The organism is Streptomyces sp. NPDC006384 (assembly GCF_042870695.1).
Classification (GTDB): domain Bacteria; phylum Actinomycetota; class Actinomycetes; order Streptomycetales; family Streptomycetaceae; genus Streptomyces.
Genome location: NZ_JBIAHR010000008.1, coordinates 223,452 through 247,816, shown reverse-complemented (window position 1 = coordinate 247,816; position 24,365 = coordinate 223,452). Strand labels below are relative to the sequence as shown.

General features: G+C 71.8%; 20 protein-coding genes and 1 tRNA gene. 5 read left to right on the top strand and 16 right to left on the bottom strand.

Features of this window, described 5'->3' with window-relative positions:
- Positions 1 to 12 precede the first annotated feature (12 nt).
- On the top strand, positions 13 to 1,068 hold the full coding sequence (locus ACFYOJ_RS13470) for a LacI family DNA-binding transcriptional regulator (protein WP_356554961.1): 1,056 nt from the start codon (positions 13 to 15) through the stop codon (positions 1,066 to 1,068).
- A gap of 84 nt (positions 1,069 to 1,152) precedes the next feature.
- Here the strand turns inward: ACFYOJ_RS13470 and ACFYOJ_RS13465 are convergent.
- The 3 genes from ACFYOJ_RS13465 to ACFYOJ_RS13455 form a co-directional block, all read right to left on the bottom strand.
- Positions 1,153 to 1,225, bottom strand: a tRNA-His gene (locus ACFYOJ_RS13465).
- A 147-nt stretch (positions 1,226 to 1,372) separates the two neighbouring features.
- Positions 1,373 to 1,975 (bottom strand): oligoribonuclease, encoded by a 603-nt coding sequence (gene orn / locus ACFYOJ_RS13460; protein ID WP_356554959.1) that lies wholly within the window; start codon positions 1,973 to 1,975, stop codon positions 1,373 to 1,375.
- Positions 1,976 to 2,117: 142 nt separating this feature from the next.
- Entirely contained in the window at positions 2,118 to 3,326 is a 1,209-nt protein-coding gene (locus ACFYOJ_RS13455) for a helix-turn-helix domain-containing protein (RefSeq protein ID WP_356554958.1), read from the bottom strand.
- Between the two features lie 828 nt (positions 3,327 to 4,154).
- Between ACFYOJ_RS13455 and ACFYOJ_RS13450 the strand changes: the two genes are divergently transcribed.
- On the top strand, positions 4,155 to 4,682 hold the full coding sequence (locus ACFYOJ_RS13450) for a universal stress protein (RefSeq protein ID WP_356554956.1): 528 nt from the start codon (positions 4,155 to 4,157) through the stop codon (positions 4,680 to 4,682).
- Positions 4,683 to 4,780: 98 nt separating this feature from the next.
- On the opposite strand, the gene glmS is transcribed toward ACFYOJ_RS13450, so the two are convergent.
- The 13 genes from glmS to ACFYOJ_RS13385 form a co-directional block, all read right to left on the bottom strand.
- Positions 4,781 to 6,598 (bottom strand): glutamine--fructose-6-phosphate transaminase (isomerizing), encoded by a 1,818-nt coding sequence (gene glmS / locus ACFYOJ_RS13445; RefSeq protein ID WP_356554955.1) that lies wholly within the window; start codon positions 6,596 to 6,598, stop codon positions 4,781 to 4,783.
- A 38-nt stretch (positions 6,599 to 6,636) separates the two neighbouring features.
- Positions 6,637 to 6,894 (bottom strand): hypothetical protein, encoded by a 258-nt coding sequence (locus tag ACFYOJ_RS13440; RefSeq protein ID WP_356554953.1) that lies wholly within the window; start codon positions 6,892 to 6,894, stop codon positions 6,637 to 6,639.
- Between the two features lie 64 nt (positions 6,895 to 6,958).
- Positions 6,959 to 7,885, bottom strand: a complete 927-nt coding sequence (locus ACFYOJ_RS13435) for a DUF4429 domain-containing protein (RefSeq protein ID WP_356554951.1) — start codon at positions 7,883 to 7,885, stop codon at positions 6,959 to 6,961.
- A 122-nt stretch (positions 7,886 to 8,007) separates the two neighbouring features.
- Positions 8,008 to 9,777, bottom strand: a complete 1,770-nt coding sequence (locus ACFYOJ_RS13430; protein WP_356554950.1) for an IucA/IucC family siderophore biosynthesis protein — start codon at positions 9,775 to 9,777, stop codon at positions 8,008 to 8,010.
- Positions 9,774 to 10,328 carry a GNAT family N-acetyltransferase gene (locus ACFYOJ_RS13425; protein ID WP_356554948.1) on the bottom strand — a complete coding sequence of 185 codons (555 nt, stop codon included), beginning with the start codon at positions 10,326 to 10,328 and terminating at the stop codon, positions 9,774 to 9,776. The genes ACFYOJ_RS13430 and ACFYOJ_RS13425 overlap by 4 nt, the downstream gene beginning before the upstream one ends.
- Positions 10,325 to 11,608: a SidA/IucD/PvdA family monooxygenase gene (locus tag ACFYOJ_RS13420; RefSeq protein ID WP_356554947.1), complete on the bottom strand. Its 1,284-nt coding sequence runs from the start codon at positions 11,606 to 11,608 to the stop codon at positions 10,325 to 10,327. Before ACFYOJ_RS13420 ends, ACFYOJ_RS13425 begins: the two co-directional genes overlap by 4 nt.
- Positions 11,592 to 13,034: a lysine decarboxylase DesA gene (desA, locus tag ACFYOJ_RS13415; protein ID WP_356554945.1), complete on the bottom strand. Its 1,443-nt coding sequence runs from the start codon at positions 13,032 to 13,034 to the stop codon at positions 11,592 to 11,594. Before desA ends, ACFYOJ_RS13420 begins: the two co-directional genes overlap by 17 nt.
- Before the next feature lie 162 nt (positions 13,035 to 13,196).
- Positions 13,197 to 14,111 (bottom strand): siderophore-interacting protein, encoded by a 915-nt coding sequence (locus tag ACFYOJ_RS13410; protein WP_356554944.1) that lies wholly within the window; start codon positions 14,109 to 14,111, stop codon positions 13,197 to 13,199.
- A gap of 31 nt (positions 14,112 to 14,142) precedes the next feature.
- Positions 14,143 to 15,189 (bottom strand): ABC transporter substrate-binding protein, encoded by a 1,047-nt coding sequence (locus ACFYOJ_RS13405; RefSeq protein ID WP_356554942.1) that lies wholly within the window; start codon positions 15,187 to 15,189, stop codon positions 14,143 to 14,145.
- Positions 15,190 to 15,310: 121 nt separating this feature from the next.
- The gene (locus ACFYOJ_RS13400; RefSeq protein WP_356554940.1) at positions 15,311 to 16,471 is read right to left on the bottom strand and encodes an acyl-CoA dehydrogenase family protein; all 1,161 of its coding nucleotides are present in this window, start codon (positions 16,469 to 16,471) and stop codon (positions 15,311 to 15,313) included.
- Between the two features lie 4 nt (positions 16,472 to 16,475).
- Positions 16,476 to 17,423, bottom strand: a complete 948-nt coding sequence (locus ACFYOJ_RS13395; protein WP_356554938.1) for a hydroxymethylglutaryl-CoA lyase — start codon at positions 17,421 to 17,423, stop codon at positions 16,476 to 16,478.
- A complete protein-coding gene (locus tag ACFYOJ_RS13390; protein ID WP_356554936.1) occupies positions 17,420 to 19,474 on the bottom strand; it encodes a biotin carboxylase N-terminal domain-containing protein in 2,055 nt (684 codons plus the stop codon). Before ACFYOJ_RS13390 ends, ACFYOJ_RS13395 begins: the two co-directional genes overlap by 4 nt.
- A 13-nt stretch (positions 19,475 to 19,487) precedes the next feature.
- The gene (locus ACFYOJ_RS13385; protein ID WP_356554935.1) at positions 19,488 to 21,107 is read right to left on the bottom strand and encodes a carboxyl transferase domain-containing protein; all 1,620 of its coding nucleotides are present in this window, start codon (positions 21,105 to 21,107) and stop codon (positions 19,488 to 19,490) included.
- Positions 21,108 to 21,205: 98 nt separating this feature from the next.
- Here ACFYOJ_RS13385 and ACFYOJ_RS13380 point away from each other — a divergent pair, with 98 nt between their 5' ends.
- The 3 genes from ACFYOJ_RS13380 to ACFYOJ_RS13370 all read left to right on the top strand — a co-directional run bounded on the left by ACFYOJ_RS13380 (position 21,206) and on the right by ACFYOJ_RS13370 (position 24,078).
- Positions 21,206 to 21,862: a TetR/AcrR family transcriptional regulator gene (locus tag ACFYOJ_RS13380; protein WP_356554933.1), complete on the top strand. Its 657-nt coding sequence runs from the start codon at positions 21,206 to 21,208 to the stop codon at positions 21,860 to 21,862.
- 127 nt (positions 21,863 to 21,989) lie between these two features.
- Complete coding sequence (locus tag ACFYOJ_RS13375) at positions 21,990 to 23,147, top strand: acyl-CoA dehydrogenase family protein (protein ID WP_356554932.1); 1,158 nt, start codon at positions 21,990 to 21,992, stop codon at positions 23,145 to 23,147.
- A gap of 64 nt (positions 23,148 to 23,211) precedes the next feature.
- Entirely contained in the window at positions 23,212 to 24,078 is an 867-nt protein-coding gene (locus tag ACFYOJ_RS13370) for an acyl-CoA thioesterase II (protein WP_356554930.1), read from the top strand.
- The last annotated feature ends 287 nt before the right edge of the window (positions 24,079 to 24,365 follow it).

Here is a 24,365-nt window from a genome sequence, read left to right as displayed (position 1 = left end):
AAGGCGACGACCATGGCGGTCAACGGTGCGCGGAGCCGGGGCGCCAGACGCCCCACCCTCGAGGAGGTCGCCGCCCGGGCCGGCGTCGGCCGCGGCACGGTCTCCCGGGTGATCAACGGCTCGCCCCGGGTCAGCGACGCGACCCGTGCGGCCGTCGAGGCGGCCGTCGCGGAACTCGGCTACGTCCCGAACACCGCCGCCCGCGCCCTCGCCGCCAACCGCACCGACGCGATCGCCCTGGTCGTCCCGGAGCCGGAGACCCGGTTCTTCGCCGAGCCCTACTTCTCGGACATGCTGCGCGGCGTCGGCGCGGAGATCACCGACACCGAGATGCAGCTCCTGCTGATCTTCGCGGGCAGCGACCGCGAACGGCGGCGGCTCGCCCAGTACCTGGCCGCCCACCGCGTGGACGGCGTCCTGCTGGTCTCGGTGCACGCCGACGACCCGCTGCCCGACATGCTGACCCAGCTGGAGATCCCCGCGGTGATCAGCGGCCCCCGTTCGGCCGCGGAGACCCTGCCCTCCGTGGACTCCGACAACTACGGCGGCGCCCGCTCGGCCGTCGAGCACCTGTTGTCCCGGGGCCGGCGCCGCATCGCCCACATCACCGGCCACCTCGACGTCTACGGCGCCCAGCGCCGCGCCGACGGCTACCGCGACGCCCTGCGCGACGGGGGACTCGGCGAGGCCGGCGAGCTGATCGAGCCGGGGGACTTCACCGAGGAGGGCGGCCGCCGGGCGATGACGGAGCTGCTGCGCCGCCGCCCGGACCTGGACGCCGTCTTCGCCGCCTCCGACGTCACCGCCGCCGGTGCCCGCCAGGCCCTGCGCGAGGCGGGCCGGCGCATCCCGGACGACGTGGCGCTGGTCGGCTACGACGACTCGGCCATCGCCCGTCACCTGGACCCGCCGCTGACCAGTGTCCGCCAGCCCATCGAGGAGATGGGCCGCGCGATGATCGACCTCCTGCTCACGGAGATCGCCGGCCACCGCCCGGCGGACACCCGCGAGCGCGAACGCCACCAGGTCGTCCTGGCGACGGAACTGGTGGAACGCGCCTCGTCATGAGAAGGGGCGGCGCGGTTCCCCCGCGCCGCCCGCAACGTGATCAGCCGGTGACCTTCTTCCGAAGGTCACCGGCTGATCACTCAGGGTGAGTGACGGGACTTGAACCCGCGGCATCCTGGACCACAACCAGGTGCTCTACCAGCTGAGCTACACCCACCAAGGCCGATGCTCGAATCCCGCGTGGCGGGTTTCCCGACCGGCTGAGAAAAAGTGTACAGGGTCCGAAGGGGTGCTCGCGCACGCCTTTCGCGAGGCCGTGTCCCGGCGGCCCTAAGCGGCTGTCCGGAGCGGCGGCCCGGAGCGGCTACCCGGCGGACACGACGTGCTTGGCGGCGATCGCCCTGGCGGTGTCGGAGTCGGGGCCGGGCTGGGGCACGAAGACGGCCTCGCGGTAGTAGCGCAGCTCGGCGATGGACTCGCGGATGTCGGCGAGGGCGCGGTGGTTGCCGTTCTTCTCGGGACTGTTGAAGTACGCCTTCGGGTACCAGCGCCGGGCCAGCTCCTTGATCGAGGAGACGTCGACGATCCGGTAGTGGAGGTAGTCCTCCAGCGTCGGCATGTCCCGCAGCAGGAAGCCCCGGTCGGTGCCGACCGAGTTGCCGCACAGCGGGGCCCTGCCGGGCTCCTTCACGTGCTCCCGCACATACGCCAGGACCTGCGCCTCGGCGTCCGCCAGCGTGGTGCCGGCGTCGAGTTCGGCGAGCAGGCCGGACGCGGTGTGCATCTGGCGCACCACCTCCGGCATCGTCTCCAGGGCGCCCTCCGGCGGGCGGATGACGATGTCGACACCGTCGCCGAGGATGTTCAGCTCGGAGTCGGTGACGAGGGCGGCCACCTCGATGAGCGCGTCGTCGGACAGCGAGAGGCCGGTCATCTCGCAGTCGATCCACACCATGCGATCGTTCATGGGACCACCCTACGGCTGACGCCCGGTGGCCGGTCCTCCGGCGTGGGCGGGGGCTTCACAGGGCGCCCCGGGGCGGGGCGGGCCCGTCGGCGAGCCCGCCCCGCCGACGGACCCGAGGGGCCCGTCGGCGTTCACGTGGCGGTCAGGGCGCGCTGCGCTGGCCCGGGAGGCTCGCCGCGGCGGCCTGGAGCGGGGCCGGGGCCGGGGCGCGGCGGGACTGGTAGGGAACCTGGCCGTCCGCCTGGGCCGCGGCCGGCGGGACGCCCTCGTCGGTGACGGGGGACCGGGGGATCCCCGCCGTACCGGCCTCCGGGTCCGCCGGACGGTCGCCCTGCGGGCGGCGTGCCCGGTAGGCGGCGCGGTAGGCGGCCGGGGAGGAGCCCAGCTGGCGGCGGAAGTGGCCGCGCAGCGCCACCGGCGAGCGGAAGCCGCAGCGGCTCGCGACCTCGTCCACCGAGTAGTCGGAGGTCTCCAGGAGGCGCTGCGCCTGCAGCACCCGCTGGGTGATCAGCCACTGCAGCGGCGCGCTGCCGGTCAGCGAGCGGAAGCGGCGGTCGAAGGTGCGGCGGCTCATGTACGCGCGGGCCGCCAGTGTCTCCACGTCGAACTGCTCGTGGAGGTGTTCCAGTGCCCAGGCGACGACCTCGGCGAGCGGGTCGGCGCCGATCTCCTCGGGTAAAGACCGGTCGAGGTAGCGTTCCTGGCCGCCCGAGCGGCGCGGGGGGACCACCAGGCGGCGGGCCAGCGCGCCGGCCGCCTCGTTGCCGTGGTCCGTGCGCACGATGTGCAGGCACAGGTCGATGCCGGCCGCGGTGCCCGCCGAGGTCAGCACGTCGCCGTCGTCCACGAACAGCTCGCGCGGGTCGACGTGCACCGACGGGTAGCGTTTGGCCAGCGTCGGCGCGTACATCCAGTGGGTGGTGGCGGGGCGGCCGTCCAGCAGGCCGGCCGCCGCGAGCACGAAGGCACCGGTGCACAGCCCGACGATGCGGGCGCCCTCCTCGTGCGCCCGGCGCAGGGCGTCGAGCGCGTCCCCGGGCGGCGGCGAGGTGATGGAACGCCAGGCGGGCACCACGACGGTGCCGGCCCGGGCGATGGCCTCCAGGCCGTGCGGCGCGGTGAGTTCCAGGCCCCCCGTGGTCCGCAGGGGGCCCTCCTCACCGGCGCACACCAGCAGCCGGTAGCGCGGTACGCCGGCGTCCTGGCGGTCGACGCCGAACACCGACAGCGGTATGGAACTCTCGAAGATGGGGCCGCCGCTGAACAGCAGTACCGCGACGATCTCCTTGCGGCGGCGTCCGGCGAGCTTGCGGGCCGCGGCCTCCGGCGCGGCGGTGGAGTCCTGGCTCATCCCGCTAAGCCCCCCTCGGTGGTCGCGGCGCCCTGGTCCCTTCGGGTCTGTCGCTCCAACACGTTTCCCCTCGGTCCTGCACGAGTCCCCCGCCGTAGACAGTCAAGATCGAATCTACTGTGTCCCGTCGTACCGAGGTGGCCGGTTCGGCACTCGGGACATTGTCGACATGGCAACTTGGCGTGAAGCAGTCGATTACGAAGCGTTGCACTCCGGAAGGCCGCTGGGAAGTGCGCCTTGTGGCAGTGGCCAATCCCCGTAGGGTGCGCGAGGTCGCGCAGACCCTTTCCGTGCAGGTGGAACGGGGGTTGGAGGGCGGCCGGAGCGGGCGGTGGGCTCATGCTGGAAGTTGGCTGAAAAAAAGCGGACGCGTGCGCGGAAACCGGTCAGCCGACCGGTGCGTCGCCCCCGGGGCGCCGCTCGTTCCCGAGGGCCGGCCGGCCCGGCCGGGCCGGCCGGGGCGCGGTCCGCGCGGCGGCGGGCGGCGGGCGGACCGCACCGGGACACCGTCCCACGGCAGCGGCGACGGCGGCGACGACGGGGCCCGGGGTCCGGGTGCGCGGAAGAGCGGGAGGGCGGGCCGGTACCGCACCGCCGGGCGTACGGGCAGGTGAATGCCGTGCAAACCGCCTGTACGGCGCAGCGACCATTGCGTGACGGGCGTCCCCTCAGGCATGCTCCGGTGAACCCGCCGAAGCCCCTTTGCGGGTTCCGGGCGAAGGAGGAGTGCCGCCGTACCCTTGAGGGTATGGGGTGGGGAAGACCATTCCCGGACACAGCTCCGCCGCCCACTGTCGCCCCATAGAGGATAAAAACGCCGAGACAGCCATGGCCGGTCACGAATTCATCGAACCCGCGGACCGCAGGCGGCCCGTCGCCGAACCGACGGCGGCCGAACCCCTGGCGGCCGAAGAGCCACGCCAGTCGTGCGACCCCGCCTTCAAGCACGGCGTCGTCGTCGGCTTCGACGGTTCCACCTCCAGCGAGCGTGCCCTGGCGTACGCCATCGGCATGGCGCGCCGGCTGGGCTCCGGCCTGGTGATCGTGCACGTCGCCAACCGGCTGCCGACCACGGTGTGGGCGGGCTGCGAGCCCCCGGTCTTCGTCGACGTGCCCGACCACCGCACCGAGGTGCTGGGTCTGGAGCTGGCGTGTGCGGACTATCTCGCCGAGGTGCCCTGGATCCTGGTCGAGCGCGGCGGTGACATCTGCCACGAACTCGAGGAGGTCGGCCGGGAGTACGCGGCGGACGCGATCGTGGTCGGTTCCAGCCACGGCCTGGTGGGCCGGCTCTTCGGCTCCGTGGCGGGGCGCCTCGCCAAGCGGGCGCAGCGGCCCGTGGTGGTCATCCCCTGACGGTCCGGGCGGACCTTGTGACGGCGTGACGGCGTGCGAACGGCCCCGCGGGTGCGGGGCCGTTCGGCTGTGCCGGTTCCGGTGCCGGCTCCGGTGGGCTACTCCACCGTGACGGACTTGGCGAGGTTGCGCGGCTTGTCGATGTCCCGGCCCAGGGCCAGCGCCGTGTGGTAGGCGAGGAGCTGCAGCGGGATGCCCATGAGGATCGGGTCCAGCTCGTCCTCGTTCTTCGGGACGACGATGGTGTGGTCGGCCTTCTCCTGCTCCCGGTGGGCGACGGCGAGGATCTGGCCGCTGCGGGCCTTGATCTCCTCCATCGCGGCGCGGTTCTTCTCCAGCAGGTCGTCGTCCGGCACGATCGCGACCGTCGGCAGGGCCGGCTCGATCAGGGCGAGCGGTCCGTGCTTCAGCTCGGAGGCCGGGTAGGCCTCGGCGTGGATGTAGGAGACCTCCTTGAGCTTCAGGGAGGCCTCGCGGGCGACCGGGTAGCCCCGCACGCGACCGATGAAGAGCATCGAGCGGGCGTCGGCGTACTGCGCGGCCAGCTTCTTGATGTCCTCCTCCTGCTTCAGCATCTCCTCGATCTGCGCGGGCAGCTTGCGCAGGCCCTCGATGATCCGCTTGCCGTCGCGCACGGACAGGTCGCGGGTGCGGCCCAGATGCAGGGCGAGCAGCGCGAAGGCGACGCAGGTGTTGGTGAAGCACTTGGTGGAGACGACGCAGACCTCGGGGCCGGCGTGCACGTACATGCCGCCGTCGGCCTCGCGGGCGATCGCCGAGCCGACCACGTTGACGATGCCGAGGACGCGGGCGCCCTTGCGCTTGAGCTCCTGCACGGCGGCCAGCACGTCGTACGTCTCACCGGACTGGGAGACGGCGATGTAGAGGGTGTCGGGGTCGACGACCGCGTTGCGGTAGCGGAACTCGGAGGCGGGCTCGGCGTCCGCGGGGATGCGGGCCAGCTCCTCGATCATCTGGGCGCCGATCTGGCCCGCGTGGTACGAGGTGCCGCAGCCGAGGATCTTCACGCGGCGCACGGCGCGCGCGTCGCGGGCGTCCAGGTTGAGGCCGCCGAGGTGCACGGTGGAGAAGCGGTCGTCGATCCGGCCGCGCAGCACGCGGTCCACGGCCTCGGCCTGCTCGTGGATCTCCTTGTGCATGTAGGTGTCGTGGCCGCCCATGTCGTAGGAGGCGGCCTCCCACTCGACGGTGGTGGGCTCGGCGGTGGTGCGGGTGCCCTCGGTGGTGTAGGTGCGGAAGTCGTCGGCCTTGAGGGTGGCCATCTCGCCGTCGTCGAGGGTGACTATCTGCCGGGTGTGGGCGACCAGCGCGGCGATGTCGGAGGCGACGAACATCTCCTTCTCGCCGATGCCGAGGACGACCGGCGAGCCGTTGCGGGCGACGACGATGCGCTCGGGGAAGTCGGCGTGCATCACGGCGATGCCGTAGGTACCCTCGATGACGCGGAGGGTCTCGCGGACCTTGTCCTCGAGCTTCTCCGCCTCGGAGCGGGCGATGAGGTGGACGAGGACCTCGGTGTCGGTCTCGGAGAGGAACTCGACGCCGTCCGCCTCCAGCTTGCGGCGCAGGTCGGCGGCGTTGTCGATGATGCCGTTGTGGACGACGGCGACCTTGTGGTCGGCCGACATGTGCGGGTGGGCGTTCACGTCGGAGGGGGCGCCGTGGGTGGCCCAGCGGGTGTGGGCGATGCCGGTGGTGCCCTTGAAGCGCGCCGGGACCTTGGCCTCCAGGTCACGGACCCGGCCCTTGGCCTTGACCATCTTCAGGCCGGCCGCCTTCGGCGACGTGACGACGATGCCCGCCGAGTCGTAGCCGCGGTACTCCAGGCGCTGCAGGCCCTCCAGGAGCAGGGGCGCGACGTCACGCTTGCCGATGTATCCGACGATTCCGCACATATACCGTGTTCCTCACAAGTCTGGTGTCCGGCGGCTTCTCAGCCGTAGACGATGCGGCGCAACTGGCGGAGCGTCAGCTCCGGCGGTGCCACCGCCCGGTACTTCAGTTCCGCCGCGATCCGCTCGAAGATCGTCGCGTTGACCTGGCCCTGGGCCTGGAGCTCGCGGTGGCGGCGGCGGACGAATTCCTCGGTCGTCTCGTCGAAGTAGGCGAGAACGTCCTGGACCACCCGCAACGCCTCGCCCCGGCTGAGGGGAGTGGACCGCGTCAGATGATCAACGAGTTCGTCGTGCACCCGGTAGATCCTGAAGTACGGGCGAAAGAACTGCAAGAATTCTGCCCGATTTCGGGCAGGCGGGCTACATGCGCTTCAGTACCGCCTGTTTGGCGAGCGTGAACTCCTCGTCCGTCAGCACACCGGAGCGGTGCAGCTCGCCCAGCTCCCGCAGCCGCCGCAGCAGCGCGTCGTGATCGTCCTCGGCGGGCGCGGTGGTGGGCACGGAGGCGGGCGCGGCGGTGGGTGCTGCGGCGGGCGCGGAGGCCGGGGCGTCGTCGGCGGGGTGCGCCCGGTCGAGGGCCAGCGGCGCCGACGGGTGCGGGAGGCGGGCCTGGACGGCGGCGGCCACCAGGGCCATCAGCGGGTCCTTCCGGAACCCCCACAACTCGACCGCGTTCGGGTCGTACTTGGGCGGCTGCTTGCTCGGCGCGCCCCGCACGGTGAAGCGGAGGAAGCCGTTCTCCAGACCCACCGCCGGCTGCCACTGCACGGCGGTGATGTCCGCGAGCGGGACGACGCGCGGCCCGCCGGCCGTCTTGGCCTCCTCCGCCTGCCACTTCCACTCCAGCCGCACCCGCTCGCCGTCGAAGGTGGCGGTGGCGTCCCCGGCGGACACCGAGAGGGGGACGGAGGGCCCCGGCAGCAGGTAGGTGTCGGCCGGGCCGGACGGCACCTGTTCCAGCAGCAGAGCGTTGCGGACCTCGTCCGCCAGGTACTCGGCGACGCCGTACCGGTCGGGTTCCACGGTCAGCCGGTACGGGTCGTGCGGCTCGGACAGCCGGCCGCCGGTGGCGTGCTGGAGGGGGTCGGCGCCGTCCCGCAGCCGCAGCCGCAGCCGCCCGGACTTCTTGCCCTGCTCGAACGACATGCCCGCCAGCGCCCGCAGGGGTACGGTCAGTTCACCGAGTTCCCGGCGGAGCGGGCTGACGTTCTTGTCCCGGCCCGGGGTCAGCCGCAGGGTGTCGCCGTCGAAGACCCACGTTCCGTCCTTCTGGATGATTTCCGCCATGCGGAGATTGTTCCACCGCGGTCAGGGGCACGGGGGTGCGGCCCGCGGCACCCGGCGGGCATGCCGACGGGCACCCCCAAGGACCGTCTCCGGGGTGCCCGCCCGTCCGTGCCGGGCCCGTGCTACAGGCCCGCGAGGGGGTTCTTCAGGGTGCCGACGAGCTGCAGCGCGCCGGAGGGATCCGCGAGGTCCACCATCTGCCGGTTGTCGCGCAGCTGGAGCCGGTTGAGGCAGGACAGCGCGAACTCGGGCGCGAACATGTCGTACCGGTCGAACTTCTCGGCCAGTTCCGGCACCGACGCCTGGTACTCGCGGGTGACCTCCGCGACCGTCCCCCAGAAGGCGTCCTCCTCCAGGATCCCCTCCTCGGCGAGGTTCGCGGCGAGGAAGCGGAAGAAGCAGTCGAAGACGTCCGTGAAGATCGACAGGAGCTTCTTGTCCTCCGGGACGTCCACGGCGATGCGGGAGACGTCCGGCGGCAGCACGGCGTCCGGGTCCATCACCGCGATCTCCTCGGCGATGTCCTTGTAGACCGCGCGCCGCACCACCCCGTCCTTCAGGACGAGGATGACGTTCTCGCCGTGCGGCATGTAGACCAGGTCGTAGGCGTAGAAGCTGTGCAGCAGCGGCACGTAGTAGGCGCGCAGGTAGTGCCGCAGCCACTCGGTGGGCGCGAGGCCGGAGCGTTCGATCAGCGCGCCCGCGATCGAGGCGCCCTCGTGGTCGACGTGGACGAGACTGGCCATGGTGGCGAGCGACTCGCCCTCCTGGAGCGAGGGGACCGGGCTCTCCCGCCACAGCGCGGCCAGCATCTTGCGGTACGGCGAGTAGCGGTCGGTGGCCTGCTCGTACTCCAGGTGCCGGTAGCCGACGGCCGCCCGCTCCCGGATGATGCTCAGGCCCGTCGACTTCAGCACCGGGTCGCCCTCGATGAGCTGCGCCAGCCAGTCGTTGATGGCCGGGGTGGCCTCCATGTACGCCGCCGACAGGCCGCGCATGAAGCCCATGTTGAGGACGGACAGGGCCGTCTTCACGTAGTGCTTCCGGGGGTGGCTGGTGTTGAAGAAGGTGCGGATGGACTGCTGGGCCAGGTACTCGTCCTCGCCCTCGCCCAGGCACACCAGGTGCTGCCGGGCGACCTCGGCGGCGAAGGTGACGGTGAGCTTGTTCCACCACTGCCAGGGGTGGACCGGGATGAGCAGGTAGTCGGCCGGGTCCAGGCCCCGCTCGCGCAGCACGCCGTGGAAACGCTCGACGGTCGCCTCGCCCAGCTCGTCCCGTACGAAGGACTCGTACTCGATGCCCACGCCCGCCGTGAACGCCGCCCGGGAGCGGTGCGCGGCCAGCCACACCAGCCGGACGGGGCTCGCGGTCTCGGGGGCGTACGACAGGTACTCGTGGACGCCGAAGCCGAGCCGCCCGTTGTTGGCGACGAAGCAGGGGTGGCCCTCGGTCATGCCGGTCTCGATCGCCTGGAAGCCGGCGTCCACCAGCTCGGCGGAGGTGACCTGCGGCTTGGTCAGCTTGTAGCAGGTGCCGGAGAGGGTGGAGGAGATCTCCTCCAGGTAGACCGGGAGGATCTCGTCGCTCAGGCCCAGCGACTCCTTCGTCTCGATGAAGAAGTCCAGTGCGGCGAGCGGCAGTTCGCCGCCGTGGCGGTGGCGGGTGATCGAGGCGGCGTCCACCTGCCAGTGGTCCAGGGCGCGGACGGTGGCGGTGAAGCGGTAGGAGGTGTGGCCGTCGTCGCTGCGGACGACGTACGCGTCACCGTCCCGTTCCGGTGTGAGCAGCCGCTCGTGGGTGAACTCGGCCAGTGCCTTGCGGATCAGCAGGCGGTTGGCCTTCTCCCAGTGCTCGGGGGTCAGGTGGGCGACGGCGTCGGCGAGGCTCATGCGGACACCGCCTTCTCGAACTGCTCGCGGGTGCAGAAGCTCAGCAGGGCCTTCTTCTCCGGCTTCCGGATCTCGCGTTCGGGCACGAACCCGACGGCCGCGTTCAGGGCGTGGACGGCCTTGTTGCCGACGTCCGGCTCGACGACGACGCGGGCGGTGGCCGGGTCGGAGAACAGCTCGGTCATCACGGCGGTGATCACGGCCCGGGTGAAGCCGTGCACGGGCCGGTCGGTGGGGGCGACCAGGAAGTGCATGCCGACGTCGCCCGGCTCCGGCTCGTACAGGCCGACCAGCTCACGGTGGGCCGGGTCGTACTTCTCCATCAGGAAGGCGGGGACGCCGTCGTGCAGGCCGAGGTAGGCGTGGTGGTGCTCGTCGGCGGCTATCTCCATGTAGGCGCGCTCGACGTCGACCAGGCTCGCGTCCTGCATCATCCAGAACGCGGACTTGGGGTGGGTGACCCAGCCGTGCAGCAGCTCGGCGTCCTTCGTCGGGTCGAGGGGGCGGAGGGTGAGGGCGCCGATGCCGGCGTCCGGGGTGGTGGTGCTCATACGCTGAACTCCTGGAACGCGATCGTCTTCTCGACCGGGTAGTACTCGGTGCCACCGAGCAGCTCTCGGATGATGTAGCTGTTGCGATAGGCACCCATGCCCAGATCGGGGCTGGTGATGCTGTGCGTGTGGACACCCGCGTTCTGCAGGAACACGCCCTGGCCGGTGACGTCGATGGCGTAGTTGCGGCCCACGTCGAAGTTGCCCTGCGAGTCGTACCGCAGCCGGTCCCGGACGGGCTTGAGGAACTCCGGCTCGGCGTACCGGTAGCCGGTGGCCAGGATCAGTCCGTCCGAGGTGATCTCGAAGTCCTTGCCCTGCTCCTCCTGGCGGAAGCCGAGCGTGTACGTGCCGTCCTCGTACCGGGCCTCGGTCAGCGCGGAGTTGGTGAGCAGCCGGGTGGGGACCGGGCCGCCGAGGTTCTTCTGGTAGAGCAGGTCGAAGATCGCGTTGATCAGATCGCCGTCGATGCCCTTGAACAGGCCCTTCTGCTCGGCGGTGAGCCGGTAGCGGGTGGCCTCCGGCAGCGCCCGGTAGTAGTCGATGTACTCCGGCGAGGTCATCTCCAGCGTGAGCTTGGTGTACTCCAGCGGGAAGAAGCGCGGGGAGCGGGTCACCCAGTTCAGCCGGTAGCCGTGGACGTCGATCTCGCCGAGCAGGTCGTAGTAGATCTCGGCGGCGGACTGGCCGCTGCCGACCAGCGTGATCGACTCCTTCTTCACCAGCTCCGCCCGGCTCTGCACGTAGCGGGAGTTGTGGATGAAGTCGCCGGCCAGGCCCCGGCAGGCGTCCGGGACGTGCGGCGGGGTGCCGGTGCCGAGGACGAGGCGGCGGGCGCGGTAGACGTCGCCGGAGGTGGTGGCGACGGCGTACAGCTCCTCGCGCTCGTCGTAGGTCACCTCGGTGACCGTGGTGGAGAAGCGGACGCTGCTCAGCTTGTTCGCGGCCCAGCGGCAGTAGTCGTCGTACTCGACGCGCAGCGGGTAGAAGTTCTCCCGGATGTAGAACGAGTACAGCCGGCCCTTCTCCTTCAGGTAGCTGAGGAAGGAGTACGGCGAGGTCGGGTCGGCGAGGGTGACCAGGTCCGACATGAACGGCGTCTGCAGGTGGGCGCCGTCCAGGAACATGCCGGCGTGCCACTCGAAGTCCGGCTTGGACTCCAGGAAGACGCCGTTCAGTTCGGCTATGGGCTCGGTGAGGCAGGCCAGGCCGAGGTTGAAGGGGCCGAGGCCGATCCCGACGAAGTCGTACGGGGCACTGGCTTCAGGAAGCGCGGTCAAGGGACTCTCCCAGGTACTGCTCGGCGTGGCCGGCGATCAGGTCGAGGACGGCGGCGATGTCGGCCGTGGTCGTCTCGGGGTTGAGCAGGGTGAACTTCAGGTAGTGGCGCCCGGCCACCTTGGTGCCCGCGACCACCGCGTCGCCGGAGGCGAACAGGGCCTTGCGGGCGTACAGGTTGGCGCGGTCGGTCTCGGCGGGGTCGGTGACGGCCGCCGGGACGTAGCGGAAGACCAGGGTGGACAGCGACGGCCGGACCACGACGTCGAAGCGCGGGTCGGCGGCGAGCAGTTCCCAGCCCTCGGCCGCCAGGTCGCACACCTCGTCGAAGAGCTCGCCGATGCCGTCGGCGCCCATCACGCGCAGCGTCATCCACAGCTTGAGCGCGTCGAAGCGGCGGGTGGTCTGCAGGGACTTGTCCACCTGGTTGGGGATGCGCTCCTGCACCGCGCGGCGCGGGTTGAGGTACTCCGCGTGGTAGGTGGCGTGGCGCAGGGTGGCCGCGTCCCGGACCAGCACGGCGGACGAACTCACCGGCTGGAAGAAGGACTTGTGGTAGTCGACGGTGACCGAGTCGGCGCGCTCGATGCCGTCGATGCGGTCCCGGTGCTTGAGGGAGGCCAGCAGTCCGCAGCCGTAGGCCGCGTCCACGTGCATCCACGCGCCGTACTGGGCGCAGAGCGCGGCGATCTCCGGCAGCGGGTCGATGGAGCCGAAGTCGGTGGTGCCGGCGGTGGCGACGACGGCCATGGGGACGAGGCCGTCCTCGGCGCAGCGCTCCAGCTCGCGGGCGAGGGCGACGGTCTGCATGCGCTTGTCGTGGTCGACGGGGACCGACACGACGGCGTCCGGGCCGAGGCCGAGCAGTTTCGCGGACTTCTGCACGCTGAAGTGGCTGACCTCGGAGGCGAAGACGCGCAGCCTGCCGAGGTCGTCGGTCTTCGACTCCTCGCGGGCCAGCAGCAGCGCCTGGAGGTTGGACTGCGTGCCGCCGGAGGTGAACACGCCGTCGGCGGCGGGGCCGAGGCCGATGCGGGCGCAGGTCCAGTCGATCAGTTTGCGTTCGATGAGAGTGCCGCCGGCCGACTGGTCCCAGGTGTCGAGGGAGGAGTTGACGGCGGACAGCACGGCCTCGGCGACCACGGCCGGTATGACGACCGGGCAGTTGAGGTGGGCGAGGTAGCGGGGGTGGTGGAAGTAGACGGCGTCGCGGAGGTAGACCTCCTCCAGCTCGTCCAGGACCGCGGCCGTGTCGTGCAGCGGCTTGTCGAGGTCGATCCCGTCGATGCGGGGAGCGAGGGCGTCGGCGGTGACGCCGGTGAACGGGCGGTCGGTGGTGGCGAGTTTGGCGGCCACCCGCTCGACTCCCTGGGTCACGGAGTGGCGGTACCGCTCCGCGGTGGTGTCGTTGAGCAGGTGCGAGCGCATGGGGGGTCCTCCGGTGGGGACGATCCGAGAGGGGCGGGGGAGGGCAGCGCCCTCACTTCGACTTAGGTTAGCCTAACCTAAATAACAGTGTCCGCGTACGGGGGTTGCGTGACCGCCGTCACTGCCCGGGGCAACGCGGGGGCGGGACAGGGGGGTTGGGCCTCACTCCTGCTCGCGCAACTGCTCCTCCGTGAGTCCCTGCCGCCAGTAACCGACGAAGGTGACGCGTCTGCGGTCGATGCCGCGCTCGCCCACGAAGTGCCGCCGCAGCTCCTTCACGCGGCCGGACTCGCCCGCGATCCAGACGTACGGGTGCGCGGCGGGCGGCAGTTCCGCGGCGCGGAGCGCGGTGAGGGCGAGGCCGGCCCCGGCGTCCCCGGCATCTCCGACGGCCTCGGCGTTCTCGCGGACCAGCCAGGTGACCTCGGCGTCCGCGGCGGTCGTCAGCTCCTGGACGTCCCCGGCGTGCGGGACCTCCAGCCAGACGCGGGCGCGGGTGCCGGCGGGGAGGGACTCCAGGGACGCGGCGACGGCGGGCAGGGCGGTCTCGTCGCCCCAGACCACCACCAGGTCGGTGTCCTCGGGCGGCCGGAAGCGGATCGCCCGGTTGTCGGCGACCGCCGGACCCAGCAGGAGGACCCGGTCCCCGGCGGCGGCCCGGGCGGCCCAGCGGGAGGCGGGGCCGGCCTGGGGTTCCGCGGCGGGCGCACCCGGCTCGCCCGGTGAGCCGGGCGCCCCGACGCCGTGCAGGACGAAGTCGATGTCGATCTCGGCGGTGTTCCCGCGGGCGTCCCGGCGCAGCGCCCGCAGCGTGTACGAGCGCATCACCGCCCGCACGTCGTCCGGGAGTTCACGCCACCCCCGCCACCAGTCCTCGCCCAGCTCGACCGGCACCACCGGTTCCGGCTGGCCCGGGTGCGGCAGGAACAGCGACAGGGACTGGTCGCGTCCCTCGGAGCGGAAACCGGCCAGGTCGGGCCCGGCGAAGGTGACCCGGGTCAGAGACGGGCCGAGCCGCCTCGTCCGTACGACCTGGAGGGAGAAGAAACGGAACGGGGCGGCTACGGCAGTCGTCACGGACGGCTCCTGGGAGTCGGGACGGACGGGGTCAGCTGACCTTCTTCGCCTTCTCGATCGCCTCGGCGAGGTTGTCGAGCAGCGGCGTGCACTTGTCGTAGGAGAGGATCGGCTCGGGGGAGCGGGAGATGACCTGGCCGGCCTTGACCGCGGGCAGCGCCTTCCAGGTGCCCTCGGTGATGTCGGCGGGCTGGATGGTCGAGGCGCGGTCGTCCATGATGATGACGTCGGCCGGGTACTTGTCGGCGTTCTCCCAGCTCAGGCTCTCGAACCAGCCGCCGGTCGCCTTCTTGGCCTCCTCCGAGGGCTCGACGAGGTTCACGCCGAGGGCCTTGAAGTACTCCAGGTCGATGGAGAAGTTGGAGCCGGAGACGTAGAAGAGGTCCGGCGCGGCGGAACCGGCCAGCACCTTGATCTCCGGGCGGGACTTGGCGGCCTTGCGCAGGCGCTCGGCGGCGGCCTCGAACTTCTTCTTCGCCTCGACGACCTTCGTCGCCTTCATGTCGGCGCCCAGCGACTCGGCCAGCTCGGCCATGCGCTGCAGCGGCGCGGGCATCTGGCGGTCGTAGACGGAGATCGCGATGCTCGGGGCGAGCTTGGCGATCTTGTCCTTGGAGGCCTCCGGCACGTACCAGAGGGTGCCCGCGTCGTCGAACATCGTGGAGATGAGCACATCGGGCCGGAAGGCCGCGTACTGCTCGACGTTGAAGCTGTCGAACTTGTTGCCGAAGATCGTCAGCTTGCTGACGTCCATGTCGCCGGCCTGCACGTCGGCCTTGCCGTCGGTGGTCCTGGTGGGACCGAAGACGCCCTTGACCTCGACGCCGTAGTCGTACAGGGCGGCGGCGACGCCGGTGAAGGCGACGATGTTCGTGGGGACCTTGTCCAGCTTCACGGTCGTGCCGCGGTCGTCCTTGAAGGACCAGGGGCCGGACTTCGCGGCACCCGTCTCCTTGCCCGAGCCGCCGCTCTTCCCGTCGTCGTCACCGCAGGCCGCGAGTACGGCACCGAGGCCGAGGGCACCGCCGGCGGCGAGGATTCCGCGGCGGGTCGGGTGGGCAGCTCTGACGTTGGACATGGTGTGGGCCGCTTTCGAACGGGGCGGAACGTCCGCCGGACAATTCGAAGGTAGGTTAGCCTAACCTCAGACATTGTCCAGTGGCGGGGGTCGCACCGCCCCGTCCGGGCGGCCCGCCGGCTCATCCGGCCAGACCCAGCTCCCGGGCGATCAGCATCCGCTGGACCTCGCTGGTGCCCTCGCCGATCTCCAGGATCTTGGAGTCGCGCCACATGCGGGCGACCGGGTACTCGTTCATGAAGCCGTAGCCGCCGTGGATCTGGGTGGCGTCCCGGGCGTTGTCCACCGCGACCGTGGACGAGTACAGCTTCGCGATGGCCGCCTCCTTCTTGAACGGCTCGCCCGCCACCAGCCGCGAGGCCGCGTCCCGCCAGGCGAGGCGGGCCGTGTGGGCCTTCATCTCCATGTCGGCGATCTTGAACTGGATCGCCTGGTTCGCCCCGATCGGCCTGCCGAAGGCGTGACGTTCCTTCGCGTACTTGACCGACTCGTCGACACAGCCCTGCGCCAGCCCCGTGCCCAGGGCGGCGATGGCGACGCGGCCCTCGTCCAGGATGCGCAGGAACTGCGCGTAGCCGCGGCCCTGTTCGCCGAGCAGGTTCGCCGCCGGGACCCGGACGTCGGTGAAGGACAGCTCCCGGGTGTCCGAGGCGCTCCAGCCGACCTTGGAGTAGGGGGCGGCCACCGTGAAGCCCGGCGTGCCGGACGGCACGATGATCGCCGAGATCAGCGGGCGGCCGTCCGGCCCCCGCCCGGTGACCGCGGTGACGGTCACCAGGCCCGTGACGTCCGTGCCCGAGTTGGTGATGAAGCACTTGGTGCCGTTGATCACCCACTCGTCCGTGGCCTCGTCCAGCCGGGCCGTCGTCCGCGTCGCGCCCGCGTCCGAGCCGCCGTCGGGCTCGGTCAGGCCGAAGGCGCCCAGGATCTCGCCCGAGCACAGCTTCGGCAGCCACTGCCGCTTCTGCTCCTCGGTGCCGAACAGGTGGATCGGCATCGCGCCCAGCGAGACGCCCGCCTCCAGCGTGATGGCCACCGACGAGTCGACCCGGGCCAGTTCCTCCAGGGCGATGCCGAGGGCCAGGTAGTCGCCGCCCATGCCGCCGTACTCCTCGGGGAACGGCAGGCCGAACAGGCCCATGCGGCCCATCTCCCGCACGATCTCGTACGGGAACTCGTGCCGCTCGTAGAGGTCGCCGATCTTCGGCGCCACGACGTCGTGCGCGAACTCCTCGACCGTACGGCGGAGTTCTTCCAGTTCGGGGGAGAGCTTGTGGTCCATGCTGTCACGGCTCCTGGTGGGAGAGGGCGCGTACGGTGCGGGACGGGCTGGGCCGGCCCAGGTGCGCGGCCATCCAGACGCTGGTGGCGACGAGACGGCCGAGGTCGACCCCGGTGTCGATGCCGAGGCCGCGCAGCATCCACACGAGGTCCTCGGTGGCGAGGTTGCCGGTGGCGGACTTGGCGTACGGGCAGCCGCCGAGTCCGCCGGCGGAGGCGTCGACCGTGGTGACGCCGAGCCGCAGCGCGGCCAGGGTGTTGGACAGGGCCTGGCCGTAGGTGTCGTGGAAGTGGACGCCGAGCGCCGCCACGGGGACGCCGGCCCCGGTGAGCGCGCGGAGCAGGGCCTCGACGTGCCCCGGCGTCGCCACGCCGATCGTGTCGCCGAGGCTCAGCTCGTCGCAGCCCATGTCCAGCAGGGCCCGGCAGACCCGCACCACCTGCTCGACGGGCACGGCGCCCTCCCAGGGGTCGCCGAAGCACATCGACAGGTAGCCCCGGACGTGGACGTCCGCGTCCTTCGCCCGGCGCACCACCGGCGCGAACATGGCCAGCGCCTCGTCCACGGTGCGGTTGAGGTTGGCCTTGGCGAAGGACTCGGTGGCGCTGGCGAAGACGGCGACCCGGCGGGCGCCGAGCGCGAGCGCGCGGTCCAGACCGCGTTCGTTGGGCACCAGCACCGGAAGGTCCACCGGCAGGTCGGCGACCGCCGGGAACAGCCGCTCGGCGTCGGCCAGTTGAGGCACCCACTTGGGGTGCACGAAGCTCGTCGCCTCGATGGTGGTCAGTCCCGCGCCGGCTAGGCGGCGGACGAACTCCGCCTTCACCTCCGTCGGGACGGTCGCCTTCTCGTTCTGCAGGCCGTCGCGGGCGCCGACCTCGTGGATCCGCACCCGCGCGGGCAGGCCCTCGGCGGGCACGGTCATCGGCAGGCCGGGTTCCGGGGTGTTCACGCCGTCTCCTCCTCGCTGCTCTCCCCGGCGGGGGTGACGACCGCCAGCACCTGGTCCATGGCGACCGTCGTGCCGGGGGACACGTCCAGCTCGGTGACGGTGCCGGCGTGCGGGGCGGAGACGACGTGCTCCATCTTCATCGCCTCCACCACCAGCAGGCTCTGCCCGGCGCTCACCTCGTCGCCGACGGCGACCTTCACCACCGTCACCGTGCCCGGCATGGGCGCCGCCAGGGAGTCGGCGCCGGCGTGGGCGGCGCGGGACAGCGAGGCGGCGACCGGGTCGTGGTCGCGCACCTGCCAGGCGTCGCCGTCCCGGCCCAGCCAGGTGCCGTCGGGCAGCGCGGCGAAGACGTGGGTGACGCCGCCGAGCCGGAACGTGTACCGGTGCCCGTCGCCCGACGGGACGACCGGGGACGCGGGGAGGGGCCCTTGCGCGCCCTGCGGCCACACCTCGATGCCGCCGTCCGGTGTGCTGCGCACCCGCACGGTGACCGGGTCCCGGCCCGGCACCCGCAGGTGGTGCGCCGTCCAGGCCCGCTCGCCGCCCAGCCGCCAGCCGTCCGCCGCATCGAACGGGTCCGACCAGCCGGCCGTGCGCGGGGCGGGGGCGAGCGCCGCGTGCCGCAGCAGCGCCGCCGCCGCGTACACCTCCGCCGGCACCTCGTGCGGGACGAGCGCCGCCACCTCCCGCTCCACCAGCCCGGTGTCCAGCTCGCCCGCCACCACCGCCGGGTGCGCGAGGAGCCGGCGCAGGAACCCGGCGTTGGTCTGCACGCCCAGCGTCACCGTCTGAGCGAGGGCCGCCCGCAGCCTGCGCAGCGCGGTGGCGCGGTCGGGGCCGTACGCGATCACCTTGGACAGCATCGGGTCGTAGAGGCTGCCGACCTCGGTGCCCTCGCTGAGCCCGGAGTCGGTGCGGACGCCGTCGCCCTGCGGTTCGTGGAGCCGCAGCACGGTTCCGCCGGAGGGGAGGAAGCCGCGCGCCGGGTCCTCGGCGCACAGCCGGGCCTCGATCGCGTGCCCGGTCAGCCGTACGTCCTCCTGCGCGAAGCCGAGCCGCTCGCCCGCCGCCACCCGCAGCTGCCACTCCACCAGGTCCGGGCCGCCCGCGTCGCCGGCCGCCCCGATGGACACGGCCAGCTCGGTCACCGGGTGCTCCACCTGGAGGCGGGTGTTCATCTCCATGAAGTAGTACGAGGACGGGTCCCCGCCCGGCACGATGAACTCCACCGTGCCCGCGCCCCGGTAGCCGCAGGAGCGCGCCGCCTGCACGGCCGCCTCGCCCATCGCGGCCCGCGTCGCCTCGTCCAGGAGGACGCTCGGCGCCTCCTCGACGACCTTCTGGTGCCGGCGCTGCAGCGAGCACTCGCGCTCGCCCAGGTGCACGACGTTGCCGTGGCCGTCGGCGAGGACCTGGATCTCGATGTGCCGGGGCCGGTCGATCCACCGCTCCACCAGCAGCGTGTCGTCGCCGAAGGAGGCGCGGGCCTCACGGCGGGCGGCGGCGATCTCGTCGGCCAGCACGGCCTCGTCCCGCACCAGCCGCATGCCCTTGCCGCCCCCGCCGGCCGACGGCTTCAGCAGCACCGGCATCCCGATCCCGCGGGCCGCCCCGGCGAGCTGCCCGTCCGTCAGCCCGCTGCCGCTGGAACCCGGCACGACCGGGACCCCGGCCGCCGCCACCGTCTCCTTGGCGCGGATCTTGTCGCCCATCAGGGCGATGGCGTCGGCGGGCGGCCCGACGAAGACCAGCCCCGCCTCCTCGCAGGCCCGCGCGAAACCGGCGTTCTCGGCGAGGAAGCCGTACCCCGGGTGGACGGCCTGCGCGCCCGTGCGGGCGGCGGCCTCCAGCAGCCGCTCGACGGACAGATAGCTCTCCGCCGCGGGCGCCGGGCCGATCCGTACCGCGGTGTCGGCCTCCCGCACGTGCCGGGCGTCCGCGTCGGCGTCGGAGAAGACCGCCACCGAGCGCACGCCCAGCGAGCGCAGCGTCCGCACGACCCGGACGGCGATCTCGCCCCGGTTGGCCACCAGTACCGTGTCGAACATCAAGTCCCCTCCCTCACATCCGGAAGACGCCGAACCGGGGCTCGCCCAGTGGCGCGTTGGCGCACGCGGTCAGGGCCAGCCCCAGCACGCGCCGGGTGTCGGCGGGCTCGATGACCCCGTCGTCCCACAGGCGGGCGGTCGCGTAGTAGGCGTTCCCCTGCCGCTCGTACTGGGCGCGGATCGGCGCCTTGAAGGACTCCTCCTCCTCGGCCGGCCACTGTTCGCCCCGGGCCTCCATCTGGTCCCGCTTGACCGTGGCCAGCACCGACGCGGCCTGCTCGCCGCCCATCACGGAGATCTTGGCGCTCGGCCACATCCACAGGAAGCGCGGCGAGTACGCCCGCCCGCACATCGAGTAGTTCCCCGCGCCGTACGACCCGCCGATCACGACCGTCAGCTTCGGCACGCGCGTGCACGCCACCGCCGTCACCATCTTGGCGCCGTGCTTGGCGATGCCGCCCGCCTCGTAGTCCCTGCCGACCATGAAGCCGGAGATGTTCTGGAGGAAGACCAGCGGGATGCCGCGCTGGTCGCACAGCTCGATGAAGTGGGCGCCCTTCTGGGCCGACTCGGAGAACAGGATGCCGTTGTTGGCGACGATCCCCACCGGGTGGCCGTGGATCCGGGCGAAGCCGGTGACCAGGGTCTGCCCGTACTCGGACTTGAACTCGGCGAACCGGGAGCCGTCCACCACGCGCGCGATCACCTCGCGGACGTCGTAGGGCGTGCGGGAGTCGACCGGCACCACGCCGTACAGCTCCTGGGGGTCGGCCTTCGGCTCGACGGAGGGCCGCACCTCCCAGGGCAGCTCCCCGCGCGCGGGGAGCGTCGAGACGATGGTGCGCACGATGCGCAGGGCGTGCGCGTCGTCCTCGGCGAGGTGGTCGGTCACCCCGGACACGCGGGAGTGGACCTCGCCGCCGCCCAGCTCCTCCGCGCTCACCACCTCACCGGTGGCCGCCTTCACCAGCGGCGGGCCGCCCAGGAAGATCGTCCCCTGGCCGCGGACGATCACCGCCTCGTCGCTCATCGCCGGTACGTACGCCCCGCCGGCCGTGCAGGAGCCGAGCACGGCGGCGATCTGCGGGATGCCGGCGCCCGACATCCGGGCCTGGTTGTAGAAGATCCGCCCGAAGTGCTCGCGGTCGGGGAAGACCTCGTCCTGCATCGGCAGGAAGGCGCCCCCGGAGTCCACGAGGTACAGGCACGGCAGCCGGTTCTCCAGCGCCACCTCCTGCGCCCGCAGGTGCTTCTTCACGGTCATCGGGTAGTACGTGCCGCCCTTGACGGTGGCGTCGTTGGCGACGATCACGCACTCCCGGCCGCCGACCCGCCCGATCCCGGCGATCACGCCGGCCGCCGGGGCCTGCCCGTCGTACAGCCCGTCGGCCGCGAGCGGCGCCAGCTCCAGGAACGGCGAACCCGGATCCAGCAGCGTCTCCACGCGGTCGCGCGGCAGCAGCTTGCCGCGCGCGGTGTGCCGGGCCCTGGCCCGCTCACCGCCGCCCAGCCGGGCCGCCGCCAGCTTGGCGCGCAGCTCCTCGACGAGGACGCGGTGCGCCTCCTCGTTGGCCCGAAAGGCCTCCGACGCGGGATCGGCCGCGCTCGTCAGCTCCGGTGCCTCCTCGTGCATTCTGCGGTCCCCTCACCCAGTGGTCGACCAGTTAATGAGCGTTAACGCATGCGTCCTCAGGTTAACGACCGCTAACCTCCCTGTCTAGAATCGTTCCCATGGCCACCAGAACCGATGCCCCCACCCGCCGCGAGCAGATCCTCAAGGAGGCCGCCCGGCTCTTCGCCGAACGCGGCTTCCACGGTGTCGGCGTCGACGAGATAGGCGCCGCGGTCGGCATCAGCGGCCCCGGCCTCTACCGGCACTTCCCCGGCAAGGACGCGATGCTCGCCGAGCTGCTGATCGGCATCAGCGACTCGCTGCTGACCGGGGCGAAGCGACGGCTGGCGGAGGCGGAGGGCGCGGCCGGCCCCGGCGCGGGGACCGGTGGTGCGAGGTCCGGTGGTGCGGGATCCGGCGGCGCGGGTCCCGAGGCGGTCCTCGACTCGCTCATCGAGGGTCACATCGACTTCGCGCTCGACGACCGCCCGCTCATCACCCTGCACGACCGCGAGCTGGACCGCCTCCGGGACGCCGACCGCAGGATGGTGCGCCAGCTGCAGCGGCAGTACGTCGAGCTGTGGGTCGGGGTGGTCCGCGAGGTGTACCCGGACGTGGCCGAGCCCTCCGCCCGTTCGGCGGTCCACTCGGTCTTCGGCCTCCTGAACTCCACCCCGCACCTGGGCCGGCCCGGCTCCCTCCCGGGCCGCGCGGCGACGGCGGACCTCCTGCACCGCATGGCGCGCGGGGCGTTCGCGGCGGTGGCGGAGGGCTGAGGGGGCCCGCCGCCCCGGCCCGCGGAGTGACGAGGGTTACCCGTTCCCCGCTCTGGACGCCCTCGGCTACCCACCGGTACCGTGAAGTCTGAGCAAGCGCTTAGACACGTACCCTGGAGGTGGCGCCGTGCGCCGTACGGTGTTCAACGAGGACCACGAGGCGTTCCGGGAGACCCTCCGCGCCTTCATCGAGGCCGAGGTCGTCCCCGTCTACGACGAGTGGTTCGCCGCCGGCCAGGCGCCGCGCGAGTTCTACTACAAGCTCGGCGAGCTGGGCATCTTCGGCATCAACGTGCCCGAGGAGTTCGGCGGCGCCGGCCTGGACAGCCACAAGTTCGAGGCCGTCCTGTACGAGGAGACCGCCCGCGCGGGCGTCAGCTTCGGCGGCTCCGGCGTGCACGTGCTGCTCGCCCTGCCCTACATCAAGATGCTGGCCACCGACGAGCAGAAGAAGCGGTACCTGCCGAAGTTCGTCACCGGCGAGGAGATGTGGGCCATCGCGATGACCGAGCCGGGCACCGGCTCCGACCTCGCGGGCATGAAGACCACCGCCAGGCTCTCCGAGGACGGCACCCACTACGTCCTCAACGGCGCCAAGACCTTCATCACCGGCGGCGTCCACGCCGACAAGGTGATCGTCTGCGCCCGCACCTCCGCCCCGCGCGAGGACGACCGCCGCTTCGGCATCTCCCTGTTCGTCGTGGACACCAAGGCCGAGGGCTACTCGGTGGGCCGCAAGCTGGACAAGCTCGGCCTGCGGGTCTCCGACACCGCCGAGCTGGCGTTCGTCGACGTCAAGGTGCCCGTCGAGGATCTGCTGGGCGAGGAGAACAAGGGCTTCTCCTACCTCGGCCACAACCTGGCCTCCGAGCGCTGGGGCATCGCCTTCGGCGCCTACGCCCAGGCCAAGGCCGCCGTCCGCTTCGCCAAGCAGTACGTGCAGGAGCGCACCGTCTTCGGCAAGCCGGTCGCCGCCTTCCAGAACACCAAGTTCGAGCTGGCCGCCTGCCAGGCCGAGGTGGACGCCGCCGAGGCCGTCGCCGACCGCGCCACCGAGGCCCTGGACGCCGGCGAGCTGACCCCCGCCGAGGCCGCCAGCGCCAAGCTGTTCTGCACCGAGGTCGCCCACCGCGTCATCGACCGCTGCCTCCAGCTGCACGGCGGCTACGGCTACATGAACGAGTACCCGATAGCCCGCCTGTACGCGGACAACCGGGTCAACCGCATCTACGGCGGCACCAGCGAGATCATGAAGACGATCATCGCGAAGGACATGGGCCTGTAGGCCCCGGATCCGCCAGAGCCGCCAGAGTCTTCAGAGCCGTCAGAGCTTCCAGAGCCTTCAGGACATGAGCGAAGCACTCCAGTCCCTCCTCGATCTGCTCGACCTCGAGCGGATCGAGGAGGACATCTTCCGCGGGCAGTCCCGTTCCGCCGTCGTCCCCCGGGTCTTCGGCGGGCAGGTGGCCGCCCAGGCCCTGGTGGCGGCCGGGCGCACGGTCCCCGAGGACCGGTTCGCGCACTCCCTGCACGCGTACTTCCTGCGCCCCGGCGACCCCGGCGCGCCCATCGTCTACCACGTCGACCGCCTCCGCGACGGCCGCTCCTTCACCACCCGCCGCGTGGTCGCCGTCCAGCACGGCAAGCCGGTCTTCGGTCTGTCGGCGTCCTTCCAGACGTACGAGGAGGGCCTGGACCACCAGGCCCCGATGCCGGACGCCCCGGACCCGGCGACCCTCCCCACCGGCGAGGAGCGGCTGCGGGGCTATCCGCACCTGCCGGCCGAGACCGTGGAGCGGTTCCTCCAGGCCCGGGCCGCCGTCGACCTGCGGTACGTGGACGACCCGCCCTTCGGGGACTTCGGCGAGCCGCGCGAGCCGCCCTCCCAGGTGTGGTTCCGCACCGACGGCAAGCTCACCGACGACCCCCTGCTGCACGTCGTGCTCGCCACCTACGTCTCCGACATGACCCTCCTCGACTCCGTGCTGCTCGCGCACGGCCGGGGCGGCTGGGCCGTCGGGGACGTCGTCGGGGCCTCGCTCGACCACGCCATGTGGTTCCACCGGCCGTTCCGCGCCGACGAATGGCTGCTGTACGACCAGGAGTCGCCGTCCGCGTCCGGCGGGCGGGGCATCGGCCAGGCCCGCATCTACACGCGGGACGGGAGGCTGGCCGTCTCGGTGGTCCAGGAGGGTCTGGTCCGGATCCCCCGGTGACCTGAATCCCGATGGACTCCCCATGTGACTTGGGCCACATGAGTGATTAGGCTCTATGAGTGAAGGGCCGCAGACACGGTTTACCCGACCGAGTCGGCTCGTGACCTCCGGGCCAGGGGCGCAGCACCCGCCCGCGAACCGTTCCGGGCGGTCCGGTGGTGCCGGCGATCGGGTTGCGTGTCCGGATGAATGTGCGGTCAGACCCCCACGACCGCTCCGTACCTTTCAAGGCGGTGCGGCCATCCGCTCTCGACATCGCTTCGCGTCATGCGCGGGAGTCGGTGGAA